The organism is Streptomyces sp. NBC_01428, from assembly GCF_036231965.1.
Classification (GTDB): Bacteria; Actinomycetota; Actinomycetes; order Streptomycetales; family Streptomycetaceae; genus Streptomyces.
This window is the reverse complement of sequence record NZ_CP109499.1, coordinates 8,667,086-8,690,945: the sequence shown is the minus strand read 5'-3', so window position 1 is coordinate 8,690,945 and position 23,860 is coordinate 8,667,086. Positions and strand designations below refer to the sequence as shown.

The 23,860-nt window shown below is 71.6% G+C and carries 21 protein-coding genes; 9 read left to right on the top strand and 12 right to left on the bottom strand.

Going from position 1 to position 23,860, the window contains the following annotated elements; translation table 11 throughout:
• Positions 1–13 precede the first annotated feature (13 nt).
• Complete coding sequence (locus OG406_RS37875; protein WP_267051949.1) at positions 14–1,744, top strand: PP2C family protein-serine/threonine phosphatase; 1,731 nt, start codon at positions 14–16, stop codon at positions 1,742–1,744.
• A gap of 64 nt (positions 1,745–1,808) precedes the next feature.
• On the opposite strand, the gene OG406_RS37870 is transcribed toward OG406_RS37875, so the two are convergent.
• The 9 genes from OG406_RS37870 to OG406_RS37830 form a co-directional block, all read right to left on the bottom strand.
• Entirely contained in the window at positions 1,809–2,147 is a 339-nt protein-coding gene (locus tag OG406_RS37870; protein ID WP_239154719.1) for an SCO0607 family lipoprotein, read from the bottom strand.
• 232 nt (positions 2,148–2,379) lie between these two features.
• Positions 2,380–4,080: a methyltransferase gene (locus OG406_RS37865; protein WP_267051948.1), complete on the bottom strand. Its 1,701-nt coding sequence runs from the start codon at positions 4,078–4,080 to the stop codon at positions 2,380–2,382.
• A 152-nt stretch (positions 4,081–4,232) separates the two neighbouring features.
• Positions 4,233–5,396, bottom strand: a complete 1,164-nt coding sequence (locus OG406_RS37860) for a 4-hydroxybenzoate 3-monooxygenase (protein WP_267052155.1) — start codon at positions 5,394–5,396, stop codon at positions 4,233–4,235.
• Between the two features lie 124 nt (positions 5,397–5,520).
• Complete coding sequence (locus tag OG406_RS37855; RefSeq protein ID WP_267051947.1) at positions 5,521–6,444, bottom strand: NADP-dependent oxidoreductase; 924 nt, start codon at positions 6,442–6,444, stop codon at positions 5,521–5,523.
• Positions 6,445–6,466: 22 nt separating this feature from the next.
• A complete protein-coding gene (locus OG406_RS37850) occupies positions 6,467–7,105 on the bottom strand; it encodes an HD domain-containing protein (RefSeq protein WP_267051946.1) in 639 nt (212 codons plus the stop codon).
• 60 nt (positions 7,106–7,165) lie between these two features.
• Positions 7,166–7,804, bottom strand: coding sequence for an HD domain-containing protein (locus OG406_RS37845; RefSeq protein WP_267051945.1), 639 nt, complete (start codon positions 7,802–7,804; stop codon positions 7,166–7,168).
• A gap of 119 nt (positions 7,805–7,923) precedes the next feature.
• Positions 7,924–8,910, bottom strand: a complete 987-nt coding sequence (locus OG406_RS37840; RefSeq protein ID WP_267051944.1) for a GlxA family transcriptional regulator — start codon at positions 8,908–8,910, stop codon at positions 7,924–7,926.
• Positions 8,911–9,118: 208 nt separating this feature from the next.
• Positions 9,119–10,387 carry a cation:proton antiporter gene (locus tag OG406_RS37835; RefSeq protein ID WP_266852780.1) on the bottom strand — a complete coding sequence of 423 codons (1,269 nt, stop codon included), beginning with the start codon at positions 10,385–10,387 and terminating at the stop codon, positions 9,119–9,121.
• A 6-nt stretch (positions 10,388–10,393) separates the two neighbouring features.
• Positions 10,394–10,864, bottom strand: a complete 471-nt coding sequence (locus OG406_RS37830) for a cation:proton antiporter regulatory subunit (RefSeq protein ID WP_164369746.1) — start codon at positions 10,862–10,864, stop codon at positions 10,394–10,396.
• 222 nt (positions 10,865–11,086) lie between these two features.
• On the opposite strand from OG406_RS37830, the gene OG406_RS37825 reads away from it, so the two are divergent.
• Complete coding sequence (locus OG406_RS37825; protein ID WP_266610159.1) at positions 11,087–11,527, top strand: hypothetical protein; 441 nt, start codon at positions 11,087–11,089, stop codon at positions 11,525–11,527.
• 97 nt (positions 11,528–11,624) lie between these two features.
• On the opposite strand, the gene OG406_RS37820 is transcribed toward OG406_RS37825, so the two are convergent.
• On the bottom strand, positions 11,625–12,383 hold the full coding sequence (locus OG406_RS37820; RefSeq protein WP_267051943.1) for an alpha/beta hydrolase: 759 nt from the start codon (positions 12,381–12,383) through the stop codon (positions 11,625–11,627).
• Positions 12,384–12,883: 500 nt separating this feature from the next.
• Here OG406_RS37820 and OG406_RS37815 point away from each other — a divergent pair, with 500 nt between their 5' ends.
• From OG406_RS37815 to OG406_RS37805, 3 genes are all read left to right on the top strand, one after another.
• Positions 12,884–14,287, top strand: coding sequence for a sulfatase-like hydrolase/transferase (locus OG406_RS37815; protein WP_329190289.1), 1,404 nt, complete (start codon positions 12,884–12,886; stop codon positions 14,285–14,287).
• A 152-nt stretch (positions 14,288–14,439) separates the two neighbouring features.
• The gene (locus OG406_RS37810) at positions 14,440–15,654 is read left to right on the top strand and encodes a glycoside hydrolase family 3 N-terminal domain-containing protein (protein WP_266852785.1); all 1,215 of its coding nucleotides are present in this window, start codon (positions 14,440–14,442) and stop codon (positions 15,652–15,654) included.
• A 180-nt stretch (positions 15,655–15,834) separates the two neighbouring features.
• Entirely contained in the window at positions 15,835–16,392 is a 558-nt protein-coding gene (locus tag OG406_RS37805; protein WP_267051941.1) for a GNAT family N-acetyltransferase, read from the top strand.
• An 82-nt stretch (positions 16,393–16,474) separates the two neighbouring features.
• On the opposite strand, the gene OG406_RS37800 is transcribed toward OG406_RS37805, so the two are convergent.
• Both OG406_RS37800 and OG406_RS37795 read right to left on the bottom strand, forming a co-directional pair.
• Complete coding sequence (locus tag OG406_RS37800) at positions 16,475–18,052, bottom strand: amidohydrolase (protein WP_329190287.1); 1,578 nt, start codon at positions 18,050–18,052, stop codon at positions 16,475–16,477.
• Positions 18,053–18,103: 51 nt separating this feature from the next.
• On the bottom strand, positions 18,104–19,606 hold the full coding sequence (locus tag OG406_RS37795) for an APC family permease (protein WP_329190285.1): 1,503 nt from the start codon (positions 19,604–19,606) through the stop codon (positions 18,104–18,106).
• 145 nt (positions 19,607–19,751) lie between these two features.
• On the opposite strand from OG406_RS37795, the gene OG406_RS37790 reads away from it, so the two are divergent.
• The 4 genes from OG406_RS37790 (at position 19,752) to OG406_RS37775 (ending at position 23,857) form a co-directional block, all read left to right on the top strand.
• Positions 19,752–20,363 carry a TetR/AcrR family transcriptional regulator C-terminal domain-containing protein gene (locus OG406_RS37790; protein ID WP_329190284.1) on the top strand — a complete coding sequence of 204 codons (612 nt, stop codon included), beginning with the start codon at positions 19,752–19,754 and terminating at the stop codon, positions 20,361–20,363.
• Positions 20,364–20,471: 108 nt separating this feature from the next.
• Positions 20,472–21,368, top strand: coding sequence for an NAD-dependent protein deacetylase (locus OG406_RS37785; protein ID WP_267051937.1), 897 nt, complete (start codon positions 20,472–20,474; stop codon positions 21,366–21,368).
• Between the two features lie 329 nt (positions 21,369–21,697).
• Entirely contained in the window at positions 21,698–23,215 is a 1,518-nt protein-coding gene (locus OG406_RS37780; protein ID WP_329190283.1) for a cryptochrome/photolyase family protein, read from the top strand.
• A gap of 39 nt (positions 23,216–23,254) precedes the next feature.
• Positions 23,255–23,857 (top strand): TetR/AcrR family transcriptional regulator, encoded by a 603-nt coding sequence (locus OG406_RS37775; RefSeq protein WP_329190281.1) that lies wholly within the window; start codon positions 23,255–23,257, stop codon positions 23,855–23,857.
• Positions 23,858–23,860: the final 3 nt, after the last annotated feature.

Here is a 23,860-nt window from a genome sequence, read left to right as displayed (position 1 = left end):
GCGAGGAGCCATGATGACGGACCGCTCAACGGCACCGACGACGGTCATCGATCAGCTGGGCGTCAGCGCGGCTCTCGAGCACGCCCGTGCGGGCGTCTACGCCGTCGGGGACTCCGGTCGGATCGTCTGGGTCAACGCGCGCGCTCTCGATCTCCTCCTTCTCGGCGCCGACGACGTGATCGGGTACGACTCCCACGATCTGCTGCACCGGGACGCGCTGGGGCGTCCGGTCCCGCGGGAGAACGGCGGGCTCCGTAAACAGCCGGACCGGCAGGCGGACCGACAGACGGACCGGCAGGCACTGCGGTCGGGCCGCAACTGGTACCCCCGCGGCGACGGCACCCTCCTGCCGGGGCAGTGGTTCTCCCTGCCCTGCGAAGCCAACGACCGAGGCGTGGTCGCCCTGGTGGCCTTCCATCCCGCCGAGGAGTCCGAGCCCGACGCGGCACGGCCCGCACCGTCACCCCGGGCTCTGTCCGAGGGTGAGCGTCTGGCCCTGCTGGCGGACACCACCGCTCAGCTGATCTCCAACGTCGACGTGCACGGTGCCCTGCGCCGGGTGGTGGAACTGATGCTTCCGCGGCTCGCGGACTGGGCCGTCATCGACCTCATCGCCGAGGGGGACGAGGTGACGCGATCGCTGGTCGTCCAGGCCGAGGACTCCGTACTGCGTACCCGCGAGGACCTGCAGGGCCCCATGCCCCCGATCCCCGCCTCCTCCCCCATGCCCTTGTCCGCGGCCCTGCGAGGTGCGGCATCCGCTCTCGCGGGTCCCGAGACCTATGACGGGCCCCCCGACACCGGTATCGCGGTCGAGCAGCGCAGGCTGTTCGAGACGACCGGGATCCAGACCGCGGCCATCGCTCCCATCCGCGGCCCGCACGAGGTGGTCGGTGCCCTCACATTGGGGCGCACCCGACGCGACGAGGCGTTCACCACCGGCGATCTGGCCCTTGTCGAGGACATAGCCCGCCGGATCGGCATCGCCCTGGAGAACGCGCGCCACTACCAGCGTCAACGCCAGATCGCCGCCACCATGCAGCGCTATCTGCTGCCTCAGCTTCCGAAGCTGTCGGGGGTGGAGATGACCACTCGCTATCTGCCGGCCCCGGACGCCTCGCACGTGGGCGGCGACTGGTACGACGCCTTCCCGCTCCCGGCCGGGGACACGGCCCTGGTCATCGGCGACGTGGTCGGCCACGACCTGGAGGCGGCCGCCGGCATGGCGCAACTGCGGAACATGCTCCGCGCCTACACCTGGTCGCAGGACAACCCCCCGCACCGCACCGTGCAGCACCTCGACCAGGCGATGAGGCACATCACCGATGTCCGCATGGCGACGCTCATCCTGGCCCGCCTCGCCTGCGACCCCGCCGGACACTGGATCCTGCGCTGGACCAGCGCGGGCCACCCGCCACCCCTGCTCGTCGACTACGACGGCGTGACGCGCTACCTCCACGAGGGCAACGGGCTCCTCCTCGGCACAGGCACCGACCGCCCGCGCCACGACGCGGAGGCGACCCTGCCGCCGGGATCGACGCTCGTCTTCTACACCGACGGGCTCATCGAGACCCGTGGAGAACTGCTGGACACCGGCCTGCAACGCCTGCGCCGGCACGCCGCGGCGCTCGCCCACCGGCCCCTGAACTCCTTCACCGACCGGCTGCTCGAACGCACCCGTCCGACCGACAACGACGACGACGTCGCCCTGCTCACCATCCGGATCCCGCTCGGCACGCCGTAGGCACGAGGCTCCGCGTCCGACGTTCCGAGTCACGGATCGGCCGTGGGCATCAGGCCGTACCCGTTCAGTTTTCGTCCGGTGCGGCGATGACCTTTCCGTCCTTGTCGAGTGTGTGGGTACGCCAGTACACGTCCCACTTGTCGTCGACCTGCTGCGGCACCTTGCCCGCGGGGTACCGCGCGTAGCCGTCCGACGGCTCCTCCTTGTCCGAGAAGCAGGCGGACCCGGTGCCGCCCACCGACAAGGCGGGATACTCGCCGTTGCCGCAGATGTTCTCCTGGTACCCGAAGCCGGCGCACCCGGTGAGGACCGTGGCTGCTGCCGCGCCCGCGAGGGCAGCGGCGGCGACGACGCGCATCCTTCCGGCGCGGAAGGGGGTTGCGGATCGGTTCGTGCGAGGCATGTTCACGGTGATCTCCCGTCACTTGGTATGCCCCCACCTTCGCCGTCGAGGGCCCGCCGTGCCTTGAGTACCCGTACTCAGAAAAGCTTGGTGTCATGCTCAACACGCCCTGGCGGCCGGGCTCTTCGGTCCGGCATCGGACGCGGCGCCTGGCACTCTGGCGGAGCGAGCAGGGCTGAGCCCACCGGCAGGCTCGTCGACTGCCGGTGGGCGTGTGGTGTTCCGGCGGCTTCTAGAGCTCGGACGCGGTGTCAGGCGTAGCGGTTCTGCGGACGTGCAGAACGCTGCCGTCCAGGGGCAGGGGTGCCTGGCCCACGAGGGTGAGGCCCGCGTCGGCGAACAACTGGGCGTAGTGGTCGGCGCGACGTTCGCGGCCGCCCACGTTGCACATCATGTGCAGGTTCCAGGCGGTGGCGAGGGAGGCCGAGCCATCGGTGGGCAGGACGCGTTCGACGACGAGCAGATCGGCGGTGTCGGGCATCGCGCGGGCGCAGTGGCGCAGGATGTCGAGGCAACGGTCGTCGTCCCAGTCGTGCAGGACGCGGGACAGGACGTAGACGTCGCCGCCCGCCGGGACGTCCGCGAAGTCGCCCGCTCGGAAGGTGCACCGTGCCGCGTGGCCGGCCTCGCCGAGGAGGCGGCGGGCGGTCTCGACGGTGTGCGGGCGCTCCAGCAGAGCGCCGTGCAGGTGGGGGTGTGCGGAAAGGATTCGGCCGAGGAGTTCGCCGTTGCCGCCGGCGATGTCGACGACGGTGGCCCCGTCGGGAGCCTCGGCGAGGACGGGGTGGGCGGGCAGCGGGTCGAACATCCGTGAACCGGCGGCCATCGACCGGTCGAAGAGTTCGGCGAGTTCGGGATCGCGGGCGAAGTGGTCGAAGTGGTTCTCGCCGAAGCGCTCTTCGAAGGCGACCTGTCCCGTGCGCACGGTGTGCCCGAGGCCGGCGAAGGACTCGTAGAACGGTCCTCCGTACATCAGCGCCAGCGACCGCATCGACCCGTCGGCGTCCGCGCGCAGCAGCCTGCCGGTGTCCGTGAGCCGGAATCCGTCCCGGCTCTCGCTCACCACGCCGAGCATGGTGAGGTAGCGCAGCAGGGTGGTCAGGTTCGGCGCGTGGGCTCCGGCGGCGTGCGCGAGTTCCGTCACTCCGACGGCCCGCTCCTCGTGCAGCGCGTCGGCCACCTCCAGTTGTGCGAACGCGGCGAGGGCCTGGGTCGTCCACGCCCCGGTCAGCAGGCGCAGCAGGGCCTCGGCGGGCTGCTGCCTGCGGTGTTCGTCGAGGTGGGCGGCGAGGATGTCCCGGTGGTCCCCGGGGACGTACAGCTCCACGCGGCGGTAGCCGGCCTTGGCCTCGGCGGGCACGGTGAAGTAGAACACCGTGCCGTTCTCGTGCGGGTTGTAGCCGCCGCCTCCGGGGGTGGCGCCGTAGCGCCCGAAGGTCGCGCACAGGCCGCGCAGGACCAGCGGGTCCGGTGCTTCGACCTCGAAGGCGACATGCGCCTCGTGCTGCTGTTCCCGCTCGTGCGCGGCGACGGTTTCGAGGTCGGAACCCGGCGGCACGGTCAGCGCGAACACCTCGACCATGCGCCGCGCCCCGTCCCGGCAGTCCACCGCGGGTCGCAGAATGCCGAGGTCGAGGTGGGCTGCGGACCGCTCGTGCCGTGCGGCCAGGCGTTCGCGGACGACGACGCTGGGCCGCGGTGGCGCGTGGGCGACGAGCCCGCAGTCGGCGAGCAGGGCGTCCAGCGCGGCCGGATCGGGCGGGAAGACGAGGAGTGCGGCGTGCGAGAACTCGCAGCGCTCGGACAGGGTCCGCAGCTCCGGGCCGTCGAGCCCGGGGAGCAGGAGCGGGAGCAGGGTGGCGGTGTCCTGTTCCTTGACGAAGTCGACCGTCGCGCGCAGGCGGGACGTGTCGCCCGACAATGCCGTGATCATTGCGGGGGGATCCTCATTCCGGGGTTCGGTTGTGTGCGTACGGATGTACGCGGGTGCGGAGCTCGAGGGCGGCGGGCCAGGGCGTGTCCGCCGTGCGTGCCAGGCGTCGCCGGGCAGGCGGGACTTCGCGGACACGACCTTGTGGACACGGTCTAGACGCCGACGTAGTGCTCGGCGAACCAGTCCTGATGGCTGCGCGAGGTGCGCAGCGAGGCGAGTCGGGAGCGGCGCAGGGAGTTGTGGAACCCGGACTCGCCGTTCGCGCCGGAGGGGCCGTGCAGCAGGCCGATCATCCAGTGGGAGAACTCCTGCGCACGCCAGATGTGCGTCAGACATCGCGCCGAGTAGGCGTCGAGGCCCTCGGAGTTCCCGGTCGTGAGGTCGTCGACCAGGGCGGGTGCCAGGATCGCCGCTTCGAGGACGGCGAGGTTGGCGCCCTTCGCCGCGGAGGGGCTGATCAGACCGGCGGCGTCGCCCACGAGGAACAGGGCGCCGTGGCGCAGCGGTTCGAGCACGTCGGACTCCAGGTCGACGACGGCCCGTTGCACGAGGGGCCCGCGGCGCAGCGGGCCGTATTCGGGTGCCCGCATCCGCAGTTCCAGTTCGTGCCAGATCCGCTCCTCTGACCAGGCGTCGGCCGGGGTCCCGCGCTCCCACTGGAGGTAGTAGCGGGTGACCTCGCTGGTGCGGGCCATGTGCCCGGCGAACCCGTGCTCGTGCACCGCGTATCCCACGGCGTCCAGGCTGGGCGGTGCCTCGGCGAGCAGACCGAGCCAGGTCACGCCGTGATCGCGTTGGTGGCGAACCGTTCCGGCCGGCAGTGAGCGCCGGGCCGCGCCGTGTCGTCCGTCGCAGCCTGCCACGTACCGCGCCCGCCAGAGGCCGGGCCGCCCGTCGGCCTCGCGCACGGTCACCTCGGGCCGTTCACCGTCGGCGCCGCGTACGGCCACGGCCTCGGTGCCGAAGCGGATCTGTCCGCCGCGTTCCAGGAACCGCGTCAACAGGTCGGTCACCAGGTCCTGTTGGGGGTAGACGGTGTGGCGTTCACCCTGTCCGAGCCCGCTGTAGTCCAGCCGGAACCGGCCGTCCTCGGTGCGGAACTCGCAGGTGCTGTGGGTCTGTCCGTGCCGGTGCAGTCCTTCGGCGAGACCGTGCCGTTCCAGGATCCGCACCGTGTTGGCGGCCAGGAATCCGGCGCGGGCACGTGTCTGCACGTGGGCGCGCTCGGCCCGTTCCAGGATGACGCAGTCGATTCCCTGGTCCACGAGGACGTTGCCGAGCACGAGCCCGGCCGGCCCGGCCCCGAGGACGAGCACATCGGTCGCGCAGTCGTCCGGCTGCCGACAACTCTTTCCGTCTGTCACGGAAAGAGATACTAAGGAGCCTTAAATCCTTGATCACACCGAAATCACCTGAATGCCCGTACGAAGGGAAGAGAGATCATCGGTCCTCGGTGACCTGGATGATCGTCCTGCCGGAGACGCGGCGATCGGGCACGAAGGCGGCGGCCGCCTCGGTGAGGGGGCATACGGCGGCGACCCGGGCGTCGAGACGTCCGTCGCTGATCCGCTGGACGAGGTGCGTGAGACACGCGCGGTCGGGTTCGACGACGAAGAACAGCGCTCGCCCGTCCTTGGGTCGAACGGTGGGTGGCCGGGCGATCGTGACGAGCGTGCCGCCGGGGCGCACGAGCGCTGCCGAGCGGTCGAGGACGTCACCGCCGATCACGTCGAAGACCACGTCGACCTCTCCGGCGTCCTCCAGCCGGTCGTTCTGCAGGTCCAGGAACGCGTGGGCGCCGAGGCCCAGAGCCGTGTCCCGGTCGGCCGCCCGGCCGGTTCCGATCACCCTGGCTCCGGCCTCCCCGGCGAGTTGCACCACCATCGAACCGACGGCCCCCGCGGCGCCGTGAACGAGGATGGTCTGTCCCGTCCTGATCTGCGCGTGGTCGAAGAGGCCCTGCCAGGCGGTCAGTCCCGAGACCGGCAGCGCGGCCGCCACGGTGTGGCTGACGTCCGCGGGCAGCGGGGCGAGATTGCGGGCCTCCACGGCGACGTACTCGGCGAGCGAGCCGTCGCGGGTCCAGTCGGTCAGTCCGAAGACCCGCTGGCCGACCGTGAGACCGGTCGTTCCGTAGCCGAGTTCCGCCACGACCCCCGAGACCTCGTGGCCGGGCACGCTCGGCGCGCGGTCGTGGCCCGCACGGTCGGTCCACGTCGCGGGCCAGTCGAGTTCTCCCCGGGTGAATCCCGCGGCGTGGACCCGCACGATGACGTCGTTCTCCGCCGCGTGGGGGTGGGGGATGTCCGTCAGGGTCAGCCCTTCGACGCCGGCGTCGCGGTTCCCGGCGGTGATGGCTCGCATGTCATGACCTCCTTCGTTCGCGTCAGCTCGGCCACGGCGCGTCGGTGATGCGCTCGACCATGCTGGTACGTCGAAATCCCGGGATGAAGTGTTCGAGCACGTCTGCGTTGACGGTCCCGTACGTGGTGTCCGGGCGGTCCCTCAGACCGTCGACGAATTCCTGCAGGAAATCCCTTTTGAATTCTCCGCGCGGATGGGCGGCGACGATCTCGTCGGCCTGAGCGTCGTCCAGATCCGCCAGGCCCCATCCGACGGCGTCGGTCAGTACACCGTAGTTCGTGGCCGCGATCTCCGCCCCCAGACGGCCGGGAATCCCCGGCGTCGTGTGCAGCGCGATCGCCATCCAGGCCACCTCGGCAGCGCTCGGCGAGAATCCTTGGTCGAGGAGGAACGCGCGGGCATGGTCGGCGCCGTCGAGCTCGAAGCGCTGTTCCTTGGCGGAGTACGGGGACAGCAGTCCGGCGTCGTGGAACATGGCGGAGACGTACAGCAGCTCGGGATCAGGCCGGAGGCCGAGCCTGCGCGCGTGCAGGGAACCGAAGAGGAAGACGCGGCGCGAGTGGTGGTAGATGAGCGGGTTCGTCGTCTCCCGAATGAACGCGGTGGCGGCCGCGACGGCCGCCGTCTGAGGGATTTCCACTCCGGAAATGGTCTCGGTCATGAATGTTCGTGTCTTTCCGTGTGATGCGCCAGGGCACTCCGCTTCGGTCCCGCGGTGCGGTCACTCCGGCCAGGCGGAGTTCTCGATGACGTCGACGAAGTCGGTACGCCGGAATTCCGGGACGAAGTGCTGGAGAACGTCCGCGTTCACCGTGCCGAACGTGGTGTCGGGGCGGTGCCTGAAGCCGTCGGTGAACGCTTCGAGGATCTGCCGCTTGAAGTCCGGCCTCGGATGGGCGGCGGTGACCGCCTCGATCTGTGCTCGCGTGATGTTGGCCAGGCGCAGGCCCAGGACGTCCGTCTCGACGCCCGCGGTGGTCGCCGCGATCTCGGGCGCCATCTTGTAGGGCACCTCTGGCGTGGTGTGCAGGGCGACGGCCGTCCAGACGGTGTCCGCGTCGCTCTCGGACAGACCGTGCGCCAGCAGGAACGCGCGCGCCTGGTCGGCACCGTCCATCTCGAAGCGCTGATCGTCGCCGCGGTAGGGCGGTACCAGGCCCGTGTCGTGGAACAGTGCGGCCACGTACAGCAGTTCAGGGTCGGGGCTGAGCCCCAGCGCGGCCGCCTGGAGGCTGCCGAAGAGGTAGACCCGGCGGGAGTGGTGGAAGATCAGGGCCGGTGTCGTGTCCCGGATGAGGTCGGTGGCGTCCTGCGCGAGCTTGCTGTCGGGGATCGCGACGTCGGCGATGTACTCGGTCATGGCTGCCTTCCCTGGGCGGGGCGGGGGTCCTGTCCCCAGCTTCCGCCGCGCGGGGCCGTCGCGTCCGCGACCGGATGGCCGACATGCCCTCGAAAACGGTCATGCCTCCGCCGGTCGGCTCATCTGCCGGTACGGGCGCGTGACGTCGGCGTGGTGGTCGCGAAGCGCTGCTGGTACTGGGTCGGGGAGAGCCCGAGATGGCGTGCGAAGGCGCGTCGCAGGCTCTCGTAGCTGGGGAAGCCCGAGAGCGAGGCCGCCTCCGTCGCGTTGTGTCCGGCGTCGAGCAGGGCCTTCGCCCGGTCGAACCGGATCAGTTCCACGTACTTCATGGGGGTGGTGTCGAGTTCGGCGCGGAACATGCGGGTCAGATGCCGTGGGCTCACCCGGACGCGCGCCGCCAGAGCTTCCAGGCCGTGGTCCGCCGTCGGATCGGCCTGGACCGCGTCCTGGATCATCCGCAGCACGGGCGTCCGGGGTGCCGGGCCCTGGAGCGAGGCGGAGAACTGGGACTGCCCGCCGGCCCGCTGCATGTACACCACCAGCGAACGCGCGATCTTCCGCGACAGGTCCGGTCCGTGGTCCTGTTCGACCAGGGCGAGGGCGAGGTCGATGCCGGCGGTGACACCGGCGGAGGTGTAGGTGCTGCCGTCCCGGACGAAGATCGCGTCCGGCTCCACCCGCGTCAGCCGGCAGCTACGAGCCAGCGCTGCCGTGTGCTGCCAGTGCGTGGTCGCCCGCTTGCCCTCCAGCAGTCCCGCGGCTCCCAGGACGAACGCCCCGGTACAGACCGACGCGACGCGCTCGGCCCCGGCCGCCAGGGCCTTGGCCGTGGCGGCCAGCGCAGGGTCCACCGGCGCGGCCGGCAGCAGGTCGCCTCCCACCACGAGCAGGGTGTCGAAGGGGTCCGCGGCCGCGGCCTCCACGTCGACGGGCACGCTCATGCCGATGGAGGACCGCACCGGCGCTCCGCCCACCGCGACGATGCTCAGCCGGTACTCGGCGCCGTACCGGTTGGCCTCGCTGAAGACCTCCGCGGGCCCGGACAGGTCCAGCATCTTCATGCCGTCGAACACCAGGACGCCCACGGTGTGCGCTCGGGATGCCATCGCTCCTCGTTCCTTCGCTGCGCCGCTCCCCCGCCGTACTGGTCACGTCTACCAGGAAAGGAGCCCGAAGCGTGCTTCCGAGCGCGAGGGTGTGACGCGCCGGGCGCGTGCCCGGACCCGCACGGCCGTGCCGTCGGACCCGGCTGTCCGGTGGCGGTTCACCGCCGGGCGGCGCGGACTTCGTCGCGGTCCGCCGGCCCGTCCCCGGTCACACCCGGCCGACGGTGTCCTGCTCGTCCAGCGCGTCCTGTCCGTCCACCGCGTCCTCCCGATCGGGGGCGGACGGATCCGACGCGGCCCCGGTTGCGGGAGAGGGCTTGCGCAGGCCGCCCACCAGGCGCGCCACGGGCTCCGTGTAGCGGGCGGTGAGCGGGCCGAGGATCACAAGGATCAGCACGTACGCCGTGGCCAGCGGTCCCAGCGAGGGTTCGATCCCGGCGGTGACCGCGAGCCCGGCGATCACGATGGAGAACTCGCCGCGCGCGACGAGCGTGCCGCCCGCGCGCCATCGCCCCTTGACCGAGACTCCGGCGCGCCTCGCGGCCCAGTAGCCGGTGGCGATCTTCGTCGCCGCGGTGACGACCGCCAGAGCGAGCGCGGGCAGGAACACCGGTGGAATGCTCGACGGGTCGGTGTGCAGGCCGAAGAACACGAAGAACACCGCGGCGAACAGGTCGCGCAGCGGAGCCAGCAGGTTGTGCGCGCCTTCCGCCACCTCGCCGGACAGGGCGATACCGACCAGGAAGGCTCCCACGGCCGCCGACACCTGGAGCTCCTGCGCGAGCCCGGCGACCAGCAGCGTCAGGCCGAGGACCACCAGGAGCAGTTTCTCCGGATCGTCGCTGGAGACGAAGCGTGAGATGTGCCGGCCGTAGCGCACCGCGACCAGCAGGACGAGCCCGGCCACGCCCAGCGCGATCGCCAGCGTGACGCTGCCGGCCGCCAGGGTCGTTCCGGCCAGCAGCGCGGTGACGATCGGCAGATAGACGGCCATGGACAGGTCTTCCAGGACCAGGATGCTGAGGATCACCGGTGTCTCCCGGTTGCCCAGCCGTCCCAGGTCACCGAGGACCTTGGCGATGACTCCGGAGGAGGAGATCCAGGTGACCCCGGCCAGGACCACGGCCGCCACCGGGCCCCAGCCCAGCAGCAGGGCCATCGCGGCCCCGGGCAGGGCGTTGAGCGCGGCGTCGGCCAGCCCGGCCGCGTACTGGGTCTTGAGGTTGGACACCAGGTCGCTGGCCGTGTACTCCAGGCCCAGCATGAGGAGCAGCAGGATCACGCCGATCTCGGCGCCGATCGCCACGAACTCCTCACTGGTGCCGAGCGGGAGGATGCCGCCTTGGCCGAAGGCCAGCCCGGCCAGCAGATACAGAGGGATGGGCGAGAACTGGAAGCGGCCGGCGAACCGGCCCAGCAGTCCGAGGCCGAGGATGATGGCCCCGAACTCGATCAGGAAGGTGGCGGAGGAGTGCATCGCGGCTCACTCCCGTCCGAGGATCGCGGTGGCAGCCTCCACGCCCTCGCGCGTGCCGATCACGATCAACGTGTCCCCGCCGGCCAGCCGGAAGTCCGGCCCGGGCGACGGGATCGCCTCCGCCCGGCGCAGTACCGCCACGATCGACACGCCCGTGTCCGTGCGCATGCGCGTCTCCCCGAGCAACCGCCCGTTCCAGTAGGAGGTGGCGGACAGTTCGCTCCTCTCCGCCACCAGCCCCAGTTCGGTCGTCGACAGCAGACTCGGGCTGTGATGCGCGGGCATCAACGCGCCGATGAGCACCTCCGCCTCCCCTGAGGACAGTCGCACCGACAGCGCGCAGGCGTCCGGGTCGTCCTGGCGGTACGCGCTCAACGTCCGTGAGCCGTCCCGGTGCGCGACGACCGACAGGCGGCGCTGCTCTCGTGTGCTCAGGTCGTAGCGGACCCCGATCCCCGGCAACGGCGTACTGCTCATGCGTGCAGCCCCCACAGCTGCCCTCCCGTCCGTCTGTCTCATTTGACTGTTCCTTTGCGAACCACTGGGTGTCACCATACCCAGCACCGGGGCCGACCCCCGCGGCCCCCTTGGAACGCCAGTGGAACAATCCGTCCTCGGGGTCCACACACAGCAGCAGTCGAACCCACCGGCGTTCCCCTCCCCTTGACGCCGGCGCGGACCGGAAGGAGACGTGACCCATTGATCGAGTGGGTTTCCCTCAGCAACGGCAGCCGGCCCGTGCCCCGGCCCGTGTCCACGTCGCTGGTGTGGGCAACGGCCTTCGTGGGCGCGCTGGTTCTGGTGGTCTTCCTCAACACCACCGTGGGACCGGACCGACCAGGCCTCGCCCTCACGGCGTTGTCCCTGTTCGCCGTCGTCCTCGGCTTCCCCGCCAGCTTCACCGCGGCCCCCGGAACGGCCGTGCTCTGCTGGCTGTTCCTCAACGGCTTCGCCGTGCCGCCCGCCGGCACCTTCAGCTGGATCGGGCACCGCGACACCTTCTGGCTCGCCTGCCTGCTGTCCGCCGCCCTCATCGGGACGACCCTGGCCCGCCTCGCCCATGCCCGGGCCGCCTACCGCACACTCCCCGCGGTCACCGCCGCGGCGACGGAACTCGACGACGAGCCGCGTCTCCCCTGAGCGCCTGCCGCAGCCGAACTCGTCGGCCGGTGCACGGCATCGCGGTCACGGCGCCGGGCCGGATGCCGGGCGCCGCGACCACTCAGGTCGGATCAGGTCATACGGTGCCCGCGCCGCCGAGGTGACGGGCGAAGAACCGGACCGCGCTGTCCGCCTCGAACCGGGGCAACTCCTTGTGCGTGCCGGAGTTCACGTGCAGCGACTTCTCCTTCGAGGCGAAGGCGTCGAACAGCGCGAGTCCCTCCTCGCGCGTGATGTGCTCGTCGTCCCACTGCAGGTCGAACTCGATCGGGACGGTGATCCGCTTCGCCTTCTCGGCCAGGACGTCGGGCCAGTGCTGGCCGAGGACGGCGGCCGTGATCCTGGGTTCGATCGCCACGAGCGGTACGCCGATCGCGGTGCCCATGTTGATGCCCCAGAAGCCGACCGGGCCGTCGGTGCCGATCTCCGGGAGTTCCTGGAGGGCGTCCAGGGCCGCCCGGTACTCGGGTACGGCGATGCGCGCCAGGTGTTCGTTGTAGCGCACGACGACCGGGCCTTCCGGCTCGCCGGCCGCCCGCGCCCGGAACAACTCGGCGATCTCCGCCTCGTCGTGTGCCGTGCGCGGCCGGTCGCCGTGACCCGGCGCGTCGAGGACGGCGACGTGGAAGCCGCAGCCGGACACGAGACGTCGAGCGCGGCCGGACATCGCCGGGTGCTTCTTGTGATTGCCGCCGCCGTGAGCCATGAGGATCAGGGGCGCGCGCTCGGCGGCGCCGGTCGGCGACCAGAGGACTCCGGGGACGTCGCCCACGGTGAAGTCGCGCTCGAGCACGCCGTTCGATGACGACTCGACGGTGAACTGCGGAGGATGCATGCGTGGTGCCTTTCGGGAGTGCCCTGTTGTCGAGGCGCTCCCGGCGACACCTGTGTCAATCGCCCGACCGTGACGAGAGGGGGAGCACCCACATGGATACAGCGTTCATGGGTCTCACCTCCTCGGGACGGTGCCGCGGTCGACGGAAAGGTAACAGCCCGACAGCGCTCGCACCCACCCCTTTTCCGCCGCGTGATCACAGCTCCCTGAACAGCCCCGGCATCCCGGCCCGACCTCCCTGCGCGGAACTCGGGTCGGACCGTCCAGGCCGGCTCGGCGCGGCAACTGTCCAAGACACCAGCATGTTTGTCCATGGAGTCCGATCCGCACGGCTTCGTAGGGTCGAAGACGTCCGCGACCCACCCCACCGGGACCCTCGGGTCGGCAGACGCGGGCGCGGGGATGGGCGCGGCCGCTGTCTCCGCCCCTGTGTTCCGCGCCCTCCGTGCCCCTCCGAAAGGTCCGACTCACCGGTGTCCAGTCAACTGCCCAATGTCATCGTGATTCTGACGGACCAACAGCGGTGGGACACCACCGGTGTCCACGGCAACCCGGCCGACGTCACGCCCGAGTTCGACCGGATCGCCCGTACGGGCACCCATGTGGAGCAGGCCCTCACGCCGCAACCGGTGTGCGCGCCGGCCCGGGCCTCGCTGCAGACCGGCCGGTATCCGACCGCGACCGGGGTGTTCCGCAACGGCATCCCGCTGCCGGCCGGGATGCCCACCATCGCCGAGGTCTTCGGCGCGGCCGGCTACACCACCGGCTACATCGGCAAGTGGCACCTGGCCGCCGGCGCGTCGGGGGACGGCCCCGTAGCACCCGAACGTCGGGGCGGTTACCAACGCTGGCTGGCCAGCGACCTGTTGGAGTACACCTCCGACGCCTACCGGACCGTGTTGTACGGGGAGGACGGTGAGGCGGTGCGCCTGGTCGGTTTCCGTTCGGACGCGCTGGTCGATGCCGCCGTCCGCTTCGTGGCGGACCATCACGACCGGCCGTTCTTCCTCTTCCTGTCCCTGCTGGAGCCCCACCACCAGAACGCCACGGACGACTATCCGGCGCCGGAGGGCTATCGCGAGCGCTACGAGGGCCGTTGGATGCCCGCGGACCTCGCCGCGCTCGCGGCCGCCGCGCCGCACGGTGGTCCCCACCGGCACATGGGCGGCTACCTGGGGCAGATCAAGCGGGTGGACGAGGGGGTGGGTCGACTGCGGGACGCCCTGCGCAGCCTCGATCTGACCGACTCGACCGTCCTCGCGTGGACCGCGGACCACGGCTCGCACTTCCGCACCCGCAACGACGAGTACAAGCGCTCCGCCCACGACGCGTCCGTACGCGTCCCGCTCGCGCTGACCGGACCGGGATTCACCGGCGGCGGACTGATCCGCCGCCCCGTGAGCACGGCGGATCTGATGCCCACGCTGGTGGAGGCCGCCGGGCTCCCCGTTCCCGAGGGTGTCCAGGGCCGGTCCTTCCTCCCCTTGGTCGGCGGCGGAGACGACCCCGGCCGCCCGGAGGAGGTCTTCGTCCAGATCAGCGAGTCCCATGTGGGCCGCGCCGTGCGGACGGACCGGTGGAAGTACGCGGTGGCGGCGCCCGACGGGGACCCCTGGGAGGACTCCGGCGCAGCGCATTACGTCGAGACCGAGCTGTACGACCTGTGGGCCGACCCCCATGAGCTGGACAACCTCGCCGGGCTCGCGTCCCACCGGAAGATCGCCGACAACCTGGGCGAGGCCCTGGTCCGCTGGATGGTCCGCGTCGGCGAAACCCCTCCCGAGATCGAACCCGCTCCGGTTCGCGATGCCGGCGGCCGGCACGTGGACCCGGAAGTCCGGCAACTCCCCTGGGCCGGGCTCCCGTTCGGCCACGGAGCGACCACCGTGCGCCCTGCCGAGTGACCGCGGGCGGTGGCGGTCCAGAGGGCCGCCGTGCGCAGGTCACCCGTCTGTTCGCGCACTGGCGACCCACCCTCACGTTGATACCATGAGCATGGCATCTGACTATCCGCTCGACGTCCGAGCGGTCCGCAGCAGGCACCGTCGGAGTATTCATGGCATCCCACCAGTCGCCGGCCCACCGCTCCCCCGCCAAGCGTCGCGTCAAGCTCGCCACCTCGCTGGCCCTGGCGCTCGCGCTGGCAGGAGCGGCAGGCGTCCAGATCTCGCAGGCCGCGATCATCGACCCGTCGGGCAAGGGCCCCAAGTTCGCGGCGAACACCTGCGCCGACACGACGTTCAGGGCGATGACGGATCCACAGCGGGTCGGCCAGCTCTTCATGGGATCGGTCACGCCGTCCGCGCCTGACAGCAAGCGGATCGCCCTCATGCAGCAGTACCACGTCGGCTCGGTGTTCCTGGCCGGCCGGAGCACGGCCGGGACGAAGGCGACCAAGGCCGTCGTCGACCCTCTGCAGGCCAAGGCGGACACCGCGAAAGGGCATCGTGTGGGGCTCCTGGTCTCGACCGACCAGGAGGGCGGACAGGTGCAGGTGCTGTCCGGCCCCGGGTTCTCGACCATCCCGAGCGCCCTCACGCAGGGAACGTGGACCACGTCGAAACTGCGCAGCGAGGCGGCGGTCTGGGCCAAGGAACTCAAGGCGGCCGGTGTGAACCTGAACCTCGCACCCGTCGCGGACGTGGTACCGGCGAGTCTGGGCAGGGACAACGCGCCGATCGGCCGGTTCGACCGCGAGTTCGGCCACACCGCCGCCACGGTGGCCCCGTACAGCGACGCGTTCCTCGAGGGTTCCACCCAGTCCGGGGTGCTGCCCACGCTGAAGCACTTCCCGGGGCTCGGCTACGTGCGGGGCAACACCGACACCACGGCAGGCGTCGTGGACAGCGTGACGACGAGGAACAGCGCGAGCGTCTCGACGTTCGACTCCGGGATCAAGGCCGGGGCGCCGTTCGTCATGATCTCCTCCGCCACCTACAGCAAGATCGACTCGAAGAACCGCGCGGCGTTCTCCTCGACGGTGATCCAGGGGATGCTCCGCAAGGACCTGGGCTTCAAGGGCGTGGTCATCTCGGACGACCTCGGGAACGCGGTGGCGGTGAAGTCCGTGTCCCCGGGCGACCGGGCGGTCAAGTTCCTGTCGGCCGGCGGCGACGTGGTCCTCACGGTCGAACCGAATCTGATCCCCGCCATGACCAAGGCCGTGCAGAGCCGCATGGCACAGAGCACGACCTTCCGCGACCAGGTGGACCAGAGCGTGCATCGCGTCCTGAACGCCAAGCAGAAGGCGGGCCTGCTGTCCTGCGACTGACCCCGCGCGCCCGTGATGCGACGCGTCGCGCGAGCGCGCGGCGACGGCCACTCCGTAGCGGACAGGTCGTGGTCAGGGTCGTGGACAGCGGGTGACAAGGGGCATGGCGCGCCGAGGCCGGGGGTGGGCGGGCGTGTTCCGGTCCGGCGGGCCGTTGATCATGGGATGGGGAGGGGCGGCATGACGTCGCTGCGGTTCCGTGTGGGGGATGCCGACGACGCCGCGAAGGTGGCGTCGCTGCACGCCGCCAGCTGGCGCAGGCACTATCGCGGGGCCTACGCCGACGCGTTCCTGGACGGGGATGTCGTCGCCGACCGTCATGCCGTGTGGTCGTCGCGGCTCGCCGCACCCGGTGAGCACCTGACGGTCGTCGCCGAGCACGACGCCGAACTCGCGGGATTCGTGCACGTCGTGTTCGACGCCGACGAGCGCTGGGGCAGCCTCGTCGACAACCTGCACGTCGTCCACGGCCGTCAGCGCACCGGGACGGGCACCGCGCTCCTCACCCGGGCCGCGGAGGCCGTCGCCGAACGGGCCACGGGCCCGTCGATGTACCTCTGGGTGCTGGAGCAGAACACCGCCGCCCGGCAGTTCTACCGGGCCCTCGGCGGCATCTGCGTCGAGAAGGCGCCGGTGCCGCCTCCCGGCGGTGTTCCGGCGCGGCTCCATGGCGCCCCCGACATGCTCCGCGTCGCCTGGTCAGGCACCTCGTTCCCGGCGCGGCGCACCGGTCGCTGACCGTCACGGCGGACAGCCTCAGGACGTCCGTCGGCTGCCTCGGCCCGGGCTCCCCTCCTCGTCCCCGTCGGCGACGACGTGTTCAGTCGCCGCGGTGGGTGATGTGGCCGCCGACGGTGGTGAGGCGGACCGGCGCCTCGGCGGTCTCGTCCGCGGGAGCGCAGGCGGGATCCACGCCGAGGGCCGTGAGGTCGGCCCGCAGACCCGGTGCGATCCGACCGGCGTCCTCACCGGCGGCGCGTGCCGCGTGCGAGGTGCAGCCTTCGAGGGCCATCAGCCCGGTGAGTCCCTTCCGGGCACCCGCGGCGCCCTCGGGTGCCTGCGCCGTGGACAGGACCCGGCGGACGTCGTAGTGCGCGATCGGCCAGTCCGAACCGAGCGCGACCACCGCGCCGGCGTCCCGCAGGTCGCGGATGCGCCACGCGCGGGACGCCCGGTCGGAGCCGAGGCGCCTGGACCACTCGTCCGCGTGGTCGCCGCGGGTGTACGCGGTGTGGGGTGGCTGCATCGACGCGGCGACGCCGAGGGCGGCGAAGCGCGGGATCGTGTCGTCGGGCACCGTCTCGATGTGCTCGATCCGGTGCCTGCCCACGCCGCCCGCTCCGAGGGACTCGACCGTGTCCAGGACGTGCCGTACGGCCGCGTCGCCGATGGCGTGGGTGGCGGTTCCGACGCCGGCGTCGTGCAGCCGCTGCACGGCGTCGGAGTAGGCCCGGAGGTCGGGCCAGAAGGCGTCCGTGCCCTGTCCGTGGCAGTCGGCGTGCTCCAGCCAGGCGGTACCGCCCTCGACGGTGCCGTCCATGAAGAACTTGACCCCTCCGACCCGCCAGTGCCGTCCGGCCTCGCTCTGGAGGGCGATCAGCTCGTCCAGACCGTCCTGGTCGGTGCCCGGCATGCACCAGGGCGCGAGGCGCAGGCGCAGGGGCAGTACCGCCTCCTCCTCCACCGATGCGAGGAGCCGTGGTACGTCGCCGTGCCCCAGGTCCATGACGTGCGCGCCGGTCAGTCCGGTGGCCGCCATCCGCGACAGGAGCGCGAGCAGTCCGGTGCGGCGCTCGCCGAAGGAGGGCCTGGGAACGGCGTCGAGCATCAGGTCCATGGCCGCGTGCTCGACGAGGTGACCGGTGGGACGGCCGTCGGCGTCGCAGACGATCTCCGCGCGCTGGGCGAACGTGCGCGGTCCGGTGATCCCGGCGGCCTTCAGCGCGGTCGCGCTGGCCAGGGCGGAGTGTCCGTCGTAGAAGCGGACGAAGGCGGGGGCCCCGCCCAGTTCGGCCTCCACGAGGGCGCGGTCGATCCGCCGGCCCGCGAACACGTTGTGGTCGAGTCCCCAGGCGACGACCCAGCCGTCGGCCCGTGGGGCGTCGCGCAGGGCCGTCCGGAGTTCGTCGAGCGTGCGGACGCCCGACAGGTCGGTGCCGGTCGCCATCTCCAGCCCCCACACGGGGTGGCTGTGCGCGTCGACCAGGCCGGGGACGAGGGTGGCTCCGGTGAGGTCGACGCGCTCCGTTCCCGGACCGCTCCACACGCGGACGATGTCCTCGGTGTCGCCGACGGCCACGATCAGACCGTCCCGGACGGCCACGGCCGTCGCCTCCGGTAGGGCGGGGTCGAGGGTACGGACGTGGGCGCCGGTGAGCAGCAGGTCGGCTTCGGACACGAGTGAGCTCCGTTCGGGTGTGTCGGCGGTGGGGGAAGGCGAGGCACCGGGTCAGGCCGGTACGGCTCCGGCGTGGTCGGCGTCCGGGTCGTCGGCCGGTTCCGCCGCGAAGCGGTCGAAGACGTCGGGCTTGCTGCGCCGCAGCCGTCGGGCGAGCACCAGTCCGAGGACGAAGACCACGGGGGCGACGGACGCGAGGATCGTGTTGACCAGCGAGGACGCTCCGGTGAACAGGTCGAGGTGGGTGCAGACGAGCACGATCGCCACGCCGAGCAGCACGGTCGCCACGGCCGGGGCGACGACCGTGCGCAGGACGCCCTCCTGGTGCGTGATGCGGCGGAAGTAGAAGGGAACGGCGATCGCGGCCAGGAGCTGGAGCAGCATGAGGCCGACCATTCCGGGTGTGTTGACCCACAGCAGCAGTTGGGCGTAGGGGTCGGCACCCGCGGCCCAGAAGGCGAGGACGACGACCGCGCCCAGCACCGTCTGGGCGAGGCCGGCGACGTACGGCGAGCGGTGCCGGGCGTGGACGCGGCCGAAGGCCTTGGGCACCACGCCTTCCTCGGCGAGCGCGAGACCGTAGCGGTTGATCGCGTTGTGGAAGGCCAGCAGTGACGCGAGGACGCTGGTGACGATCAGGATGTGCATCAGGTCGGCTGCCCAGCCGCCGACGAAGGTGCTGATGGCCGAGAAGAACAGTCCGGCCGGGTCGCTGCCGGCCGCGGCCACGACTCCGGCGTCGCCGAACGCCTGGATCACGGTCCAGACGATGAACGCGTAGAACAGCCCGAGGAAGGCGACCGCGATGTACGTCGCGCGGCGCACGGTGCGCCCGGGGTCGCGGGCCTCGCGGCGGTAGATGACGGTCGACTCGAACCCGGTGAAGGCGGCGAACGCGAAGGCGAGTACGGCGGCGGTGCCGGGGACGAACACGTTGTGCGGGGCGAAGGAGGCCATGGACAGGCCGTGTGCGCCGCCCTTGAGCAGGACGCCGCCCGCCAGCAGGACGAGGATGCCGGTCTCGGCGCAGAGCAGGACGCCGAGGAGCCTGGCCCCGAAGTCGATGGACCGGAAGCCGCCGTACCAGATGAGGACGAGCCCGGCGAGGGAGACCGGCAGCCAGGGGATGTCGACGCCGAACAGGGCGTGGAGGGTGTCCTGCGTGGACGTGCCGAGGAGCCCGTAGACGCCGATCTCCATGCCGTTGTAGCCGACCATGGCGAGCAGGGCGGCGCCGATGCCCACGGAGCGGCCGAGGCCTCGGGTGATGAAGGCGTAGAACGCCCCGGCGTTGCGGACGTGGCGGCTCATCGTGGTGAAACCGACGGCGAAGACGGCGAGCGTCACGCCGGCGACGAGATAGCCGACCGGTGCGCCGATGCCGCCCAGCGCGATGGCGAACGGGGCGACGCCCGCCATGACGGTGAGCGGGGCGGCGGCGGACACGACGAAGAAGGCGATGTCGGCGGTACCCAGGGTTCCGGCGCGCAGGGTGGGTACGGCGCCGACGCTGCGGTCGGTGTGGGGCTGCGTCTGCGGTGGGGTTGCGGGCATGCGGAAGGAAGCCCTTCTGGCGGCGGGGAGACGGGGTCCCGCGGACGTCGGTCCCGGGCCCGGAAGCTAAATCTAAAGGCTTTCGGTTTCGGCAATGTAGCCTCCCTCTGGGCATTCGGGAAGACCACATTTTCGGGAGAGCGCGATGGGACGGCCGAGCAAGCCGCTGCTGGACAGGGAGCGGATCACCACGACCGCGCTCGAACTCGTCGACGCGGAGGGCGACTTCAGCGTTCCGAAGATCGCCAGGCGGCTCGGCGTCCAGACGGGATCGGTGTATCACCACGTGGACGGCCGGGACGGCATCGTGGAGCTGCTGCGCGAGCGGGTGGCCGTCGCGATCGACCCGGCTCCGCTGACGGCCGACGCGCAGCCGTGGGACCGGCGGATGGCGGACTGGGCTCGTTCCTACCGCGCGGCCTTCGCCGCTCACCCCAAGGCGATTCCCCTGCTGACCACATCACCCGTCCGGGCGCCGCGCGTCCTGGAGCAGTACGACCTGGCGGCCGGTCTCCTGCTGGAAGCCGGCTTCTCTCTGCCGGACGTGATGCCCGTGATCATCGGTCTGGAGAACGTCGTGCTGGGGTCGGCCCTGGACATGGCCGCGCCGGAGATGATGTGGGAGCTGACCGACGAGACGGCGACACCGCACCTGGCCGCGGCCCTGGCGGCGATGGGCAAGGGCCGCGCCGACGCGGCCTTCGAACTGGCTCTGACCGGCTTTCTGAGCCACGCCCGCTCCCTGCTCCTGCCGTGACGCCCTGATGCCGTCGAGGCACTGACCCGGGTCCCCGTCCGGAGCAGCGCCGGCACAGGTGCCGGCGCTGTCCGGCGGACCGCCGCGCCGGGTCCGTACCCTGGCACCATGCGCATGCGCCCCACACTGAGCTGGACCCCCACCGAGGACCTGCCGCCCGGCACCACGGATCTGCGGCCGGTGACCGACGCCCTGAGCAGCGGTGGGGTGCTGGTGCTCAGCGGGGCCGGCATCTCCACGGAGTCCGGCATCCCGGACTACCGGGGCGAGCACGGGAGCCTGAGCCGGCACACGCCGATGACCTACCAGGAATTCGCCGGGAGCGACCGGGCCCGGCGACGGTACTGGGCGCGCAGTCACCTCGGCTGGCGGACCTTCGGCCGGGCCCACCCCAACGACGGACACCGTGCCGTCGCCGCGTTCGGACGGCACGGACTGCTCTCAGGGCTGATCACCCAGAACGTCGACGGTCTCCACCAGGCCGCGGGCAGCGAGGGTGTCGTGGAACTCCACGGGGGCCTGGACAGAGTCGTGTGCCTCTCCTGCCAGGACGTGAGCGAGCGCCGTGAACTGGCCCGACGGCTGGAGGAGGCCAATCCCGGCTTCGAGCCGCCGGCCGCCATGATCAACCCGGACGGTGACGCCGACCTCACGGACGAGCAGGTCGGCGACTTCCACGTCGTGCCCTGCACGGTCTGCGGCGGGATCCTCAAACCCGACGTCGTGTTCTTCGGCGAGTCCGTGCCCCCGCCGCGCGTCGAAGGCTGCCGTCGGCTGGTCCGCGAGGCGACCTCCCTGCTGGTGCTGGGCTCCTCGCTGACGGTGATGTCCGGCCTGCGATTCGTCCGCCAGGCCGCCCAGGACGGGAAGCCGGTCCTGATCATCAACCGGGACCCGACCCGGGGCGATCCGCACGCCCTCACCCGCGTCGCGCTCCCCCTCGGAACAGCCCTGACCACGGTGGCCGCGCGGCTGGAGATCGCACTCGACGGGACAGCGGCCTGAGCGAGGCCTGAGCGAGCCGGGCCCCTTCGCACCCTGACGCGTCCCGCTGGTCCGCCCGGCCGGCGCGGCAGCCGCGGGCCGGTACCGCCAACAGGCGTCAGGCCCGGCGGCCGACGGATGTCCCGGCTCCACCGTCACCCGTCCGGGTCGGTACCGGACGGCGCGCGTGCGGCACGCGGATCGGTCGGCCCGCGGCCGTGTAGAGAGGAACGTGCACGGGCCTTTCCGCGGTCGGCGCACACGAGGCTCGGGCTTCGGCGGGGCCGGTCGTCGCGTCGGCCGCCCGCGTCGCCGCACGTCCGCCGAGCTGATGGAGACCGAACACGCCCATGAAGACTGTCCATTGGCTCTTCGGCGACCAGTTGGGTCCCCACTTCCTCGCTCCCGGAGAGGGCGGCCCCGACCGCGACGCGTCGGTGCTGATCATCGAGGCGCGTTCGGTCTTCCGGCGTCGGCGTTTCCACCGCGCGAAAGCCCACCTGGTCCTGTCGGCGATGCGGCACCGGGCGGCCGAACTGGGCGACAGGGCCCGCTACATCCGCGCCGACACCTACCGCGAGGGGCTCCGCGAAGCGGTCGGCGGCGTCGGCGGCCGCGGCACGGTGACGGTGCACCATCCGACCTCGCACGCGGCCCTGCGGCTGGTGCGGTCGCTCGACGCCGTCACCGTCCTGCCGGTCCGCGGATTCCTGGTGCCCCATGAGGACTTCGGCGCCTGGGCGGACGGCCTCGGTGGCCGGCGACTGCGGCAGGAGGACTTCTACCGGTGGGTTCGGCGGGGACACGACCTGCTGATGGACGGCGACGCCCCGGCCGGCGGACGCTGGAACCACGACCACGACAACCGCGAACCTCCTCCCCGGAACGCCCCCACCCTCGACGCGCCGGCGCCCTACCGGCCGCGGGAGGACGCCATCGACGAGGAGGTCCGGCACGACCTGGACCGGTGGGAGAGCAGCGGGGAGGTGCGGTTCGTCGGACGGGACGGCCCCCGCGGGTTCCCCGCCTCGCGACGTGAGGCGCTGGCGGCGCTCAGGCGATTCGTGGAGCACCGCCTCACCGGCTTCGGCGCGTACGAGGACGCGATGCTGGCGGCGGATCCGGTGATGAGCCACAGCCTGCTGTCGTCGTCACTGAACCTCGGTCTGCTGGATCCGGCCGAGTGCGTCGAGGCCGCGGAGGACGCCTGGCGGTCCGGACGGGCGCCGATCAACAGCGTGGAGGGATTCGTCCGGCAGATCGCCGGCTGGCGCGAGTACGTCTGGCAGCTCTACTGGCGCTTCGGTGACGACTACCGGGACAGCAACGCGCTGCGGCACCACACGCCGCTCCCCGACTGGTTCCTCGATCTCGACGCCGACGCCGTGACCGCCAGCTGTCTGGCGACGACCCTCGCCCAGGTCCGCGACACCGGCTGGACCCACCACATCCCGCGGCTGATGCTGCTCGGCAGTTACGCCCTCCAGCGCGGCTGGGATCCGCGGGCGGTCACGGACTGGTTCCACCGCTGCTTCGTCGACGGCTACGACTGGGTCATGCTGCCCAACGTCGTCGGGATGTCCCAGTACGCCGACGGCGGGCGGATGACCACCAAGCCCTACACCTCCGGCGGCGCGTACGTGCACCGCATGAGCGACCTGTGCACGGGGTGCGCCTACCGTCCGACGGAACGCGTGGGGGAACGTGCCTGTCCGTTCACCACCGGCTACTGGGCCTTTCTGCACCGGCATCGGCAACGGCTGTCCGGCAACAACCGGATGAGCCAGGCGGTTCGCGGGCTCGACCGGCTCGGCGACCTGGACGCACTGCTGCGGCAGGCGCGGGACGGCGGCGATGCCGTGCCCTGACCGGCGTGGGTGGGGGCGTGCTCCGCGTAGGGTCGCGGTATGGCCGACGAACAGGTGCAGGGCACGAGAAGAGGGCCGGGTCGACCTCGCCAGGAGCACGTCACCCGGGCCGTCCTCGACGCCGTCGTCGACCTGGTGGCGGCGGAGGGCATGAGCGCCCTCACGATGGATGCCGTGGCGACGCGTGCCGGGGTGAGCAAGCCGGCCATGTACCGGCGCTGGCCCACGAAGCAGGATCTGCTCATCGCGGCCACGGAGTCCCGCATCGGATCGCTGAACGTGCCCGACATGGGGGATTTCCGGGCGGAGTTGCGTGCCGTGCTGACGGCGCGGATGGAGGCGTACCGGCAGCCGGGGATCGCCCGCCTGGTGGCCGGGGTGATCGGGTCGGCCGCCGAGGAGGGCGCCGAGCCCAGCGCCTATCGCGCCTACACGGCCCGCGTCACCAGCGAGACGCGTCACCTGCTGGAGCGCGGTGTCGCCCGCGGTGATGTGCGGGCCGATGTGGATGTGGCGGCCGCCACGACCTTGGTGGCGTCGTCGCTGCTGTTCCGGATGATCGGCGAACTGCGGCTGCCGGACGGGGCCTTCGTCGAGTCGGTGGTGGAACTGATCGGCCGGGCGGTCTGCGTCCAGCCGTGAGGT

Excerpts from the sequence above, each read along its gene's own strand:
- OG406_RS37875 (WP_267051949.1), top strand. The coding sequence starts at position 14 with ATGACGGACCGCTCAACGGCACCGACGACGGTCATCGATCAGCTGGGC.
- OG406_RS37870 (WP_239154719.1), bottom strand. The coding sequence starts at position 2,147 with ATGCCTCGCACGAACCGATCCGCAACCCCCTTCCGCGCCGGAAGGATG.
- OG406_RS37865 (WP_267051948.1), bottom strand. The coding sequence starts at position 4,080 with ATGATCACGGCATTGTCGGGCGACACGTCCCGCCTGCGCGCGACGGTC.
- OG406_RS37855 (WP_267051947.1), bottom strand. The coding sequence starts at position 6,444 with ATGCGAGCCATCACCGCCGGGAACCGCGACGCCGGCGTCGAAGGGCTG.
- OG406_RS37850 (WP_267051946.1), bottom strand. The coding sequence starts at position 7,105 with ATGACCGAGACCATTTCCGGAGTGGAAATCCCTCAGACGGCGGCCGTC.
- OG406_RS37845 (WP_267051945.1), bottom strand. The coding sequence starts at position 7,804 with ATGACCGAGTACATCGCCGACGTCGCGATCCCCGACAGCAAGCTCGCG.
- OG406_RS37840 (WP_267051944.1), bottom strand. The coding sequence starts at position 8,910 with ATGGCATCCCGAGCGCACACCGTGGGCGTCCTGGTGTTCGACGGCATG.
- OG406_RS37835 (WP_266852780.1), bottom strand. The coding sequence starts at position 10,387 with ATGCACTCCTCCGCCACCTTCCTGATCGAGTTCGGGGCCATCATCCTC.
- OG406_RS37830 (WP_164369746.1), bottom strand. The coding sequence starts at position 10,864 with ATGAGCAGTACGCCGTTGCCGGGGATCGGGGTCCGCTACGACCTGAGC.
- OG406_RS37820 (WP_267051943.1), bottom strand. The coding sequence starts at position 12,383 with ATGCATCCTCCGCAGTTCACCGTCGAGTCGTCATCGAACGGCGTGCTC.
- OG406_RS37810 (WP_266852785.1), top strand. The coding sequence starts at position 14,440 with ATGGCATCCCACCAGTCGCCGGCCCACCGCTCCCCCGCCAAGCGTCGC.
- OG406_RS37805 (WP_267051941.1), top strand. The coding sequence starts at position 15,835 with ATGACGTCGCTGCGGTTCCGTGTGGGGGATGCCGACGACGCCGCGAAG.
- OG406_RS37795 (WP_329190285.1), bottom strand. The coding sequence starts at position 19,606 with ATGCCCGCAACCCCACCGCAGACGCAGCCCCACACCGACCGCAGCGTC.
- OG406_RS37790 (WP_329190284.1), top strand. The coding sequence starts at position 19,752 with ATGGGACGGCCGAGCAAGCCGCTGCTGGACAGGGAGCGGATCACCACG.
- OG406_RS37785 (WP_267051937.1), top strand. The coding sequence starts at position 20,472 with ATGCGCATGCGCCCCACACTGAGCTGGACCCCCACCGAGGACCTGCCG.
- OG406_RS37780 (WP_329190283.1), top strand. The coding sequence starts at position 21,698 with ATGAAGACTGTCCATTGGCTCTTCGGCGACCAGTTGGGTCCCCACTTC.
- OG406_RS37775 (WP_329190281.1), top strand. The coding sequence starts at position 23,255 with ATGGCCGACGAACAGGTGCAGGGCACGAGAAGAGGGCCGGGTCGACCT.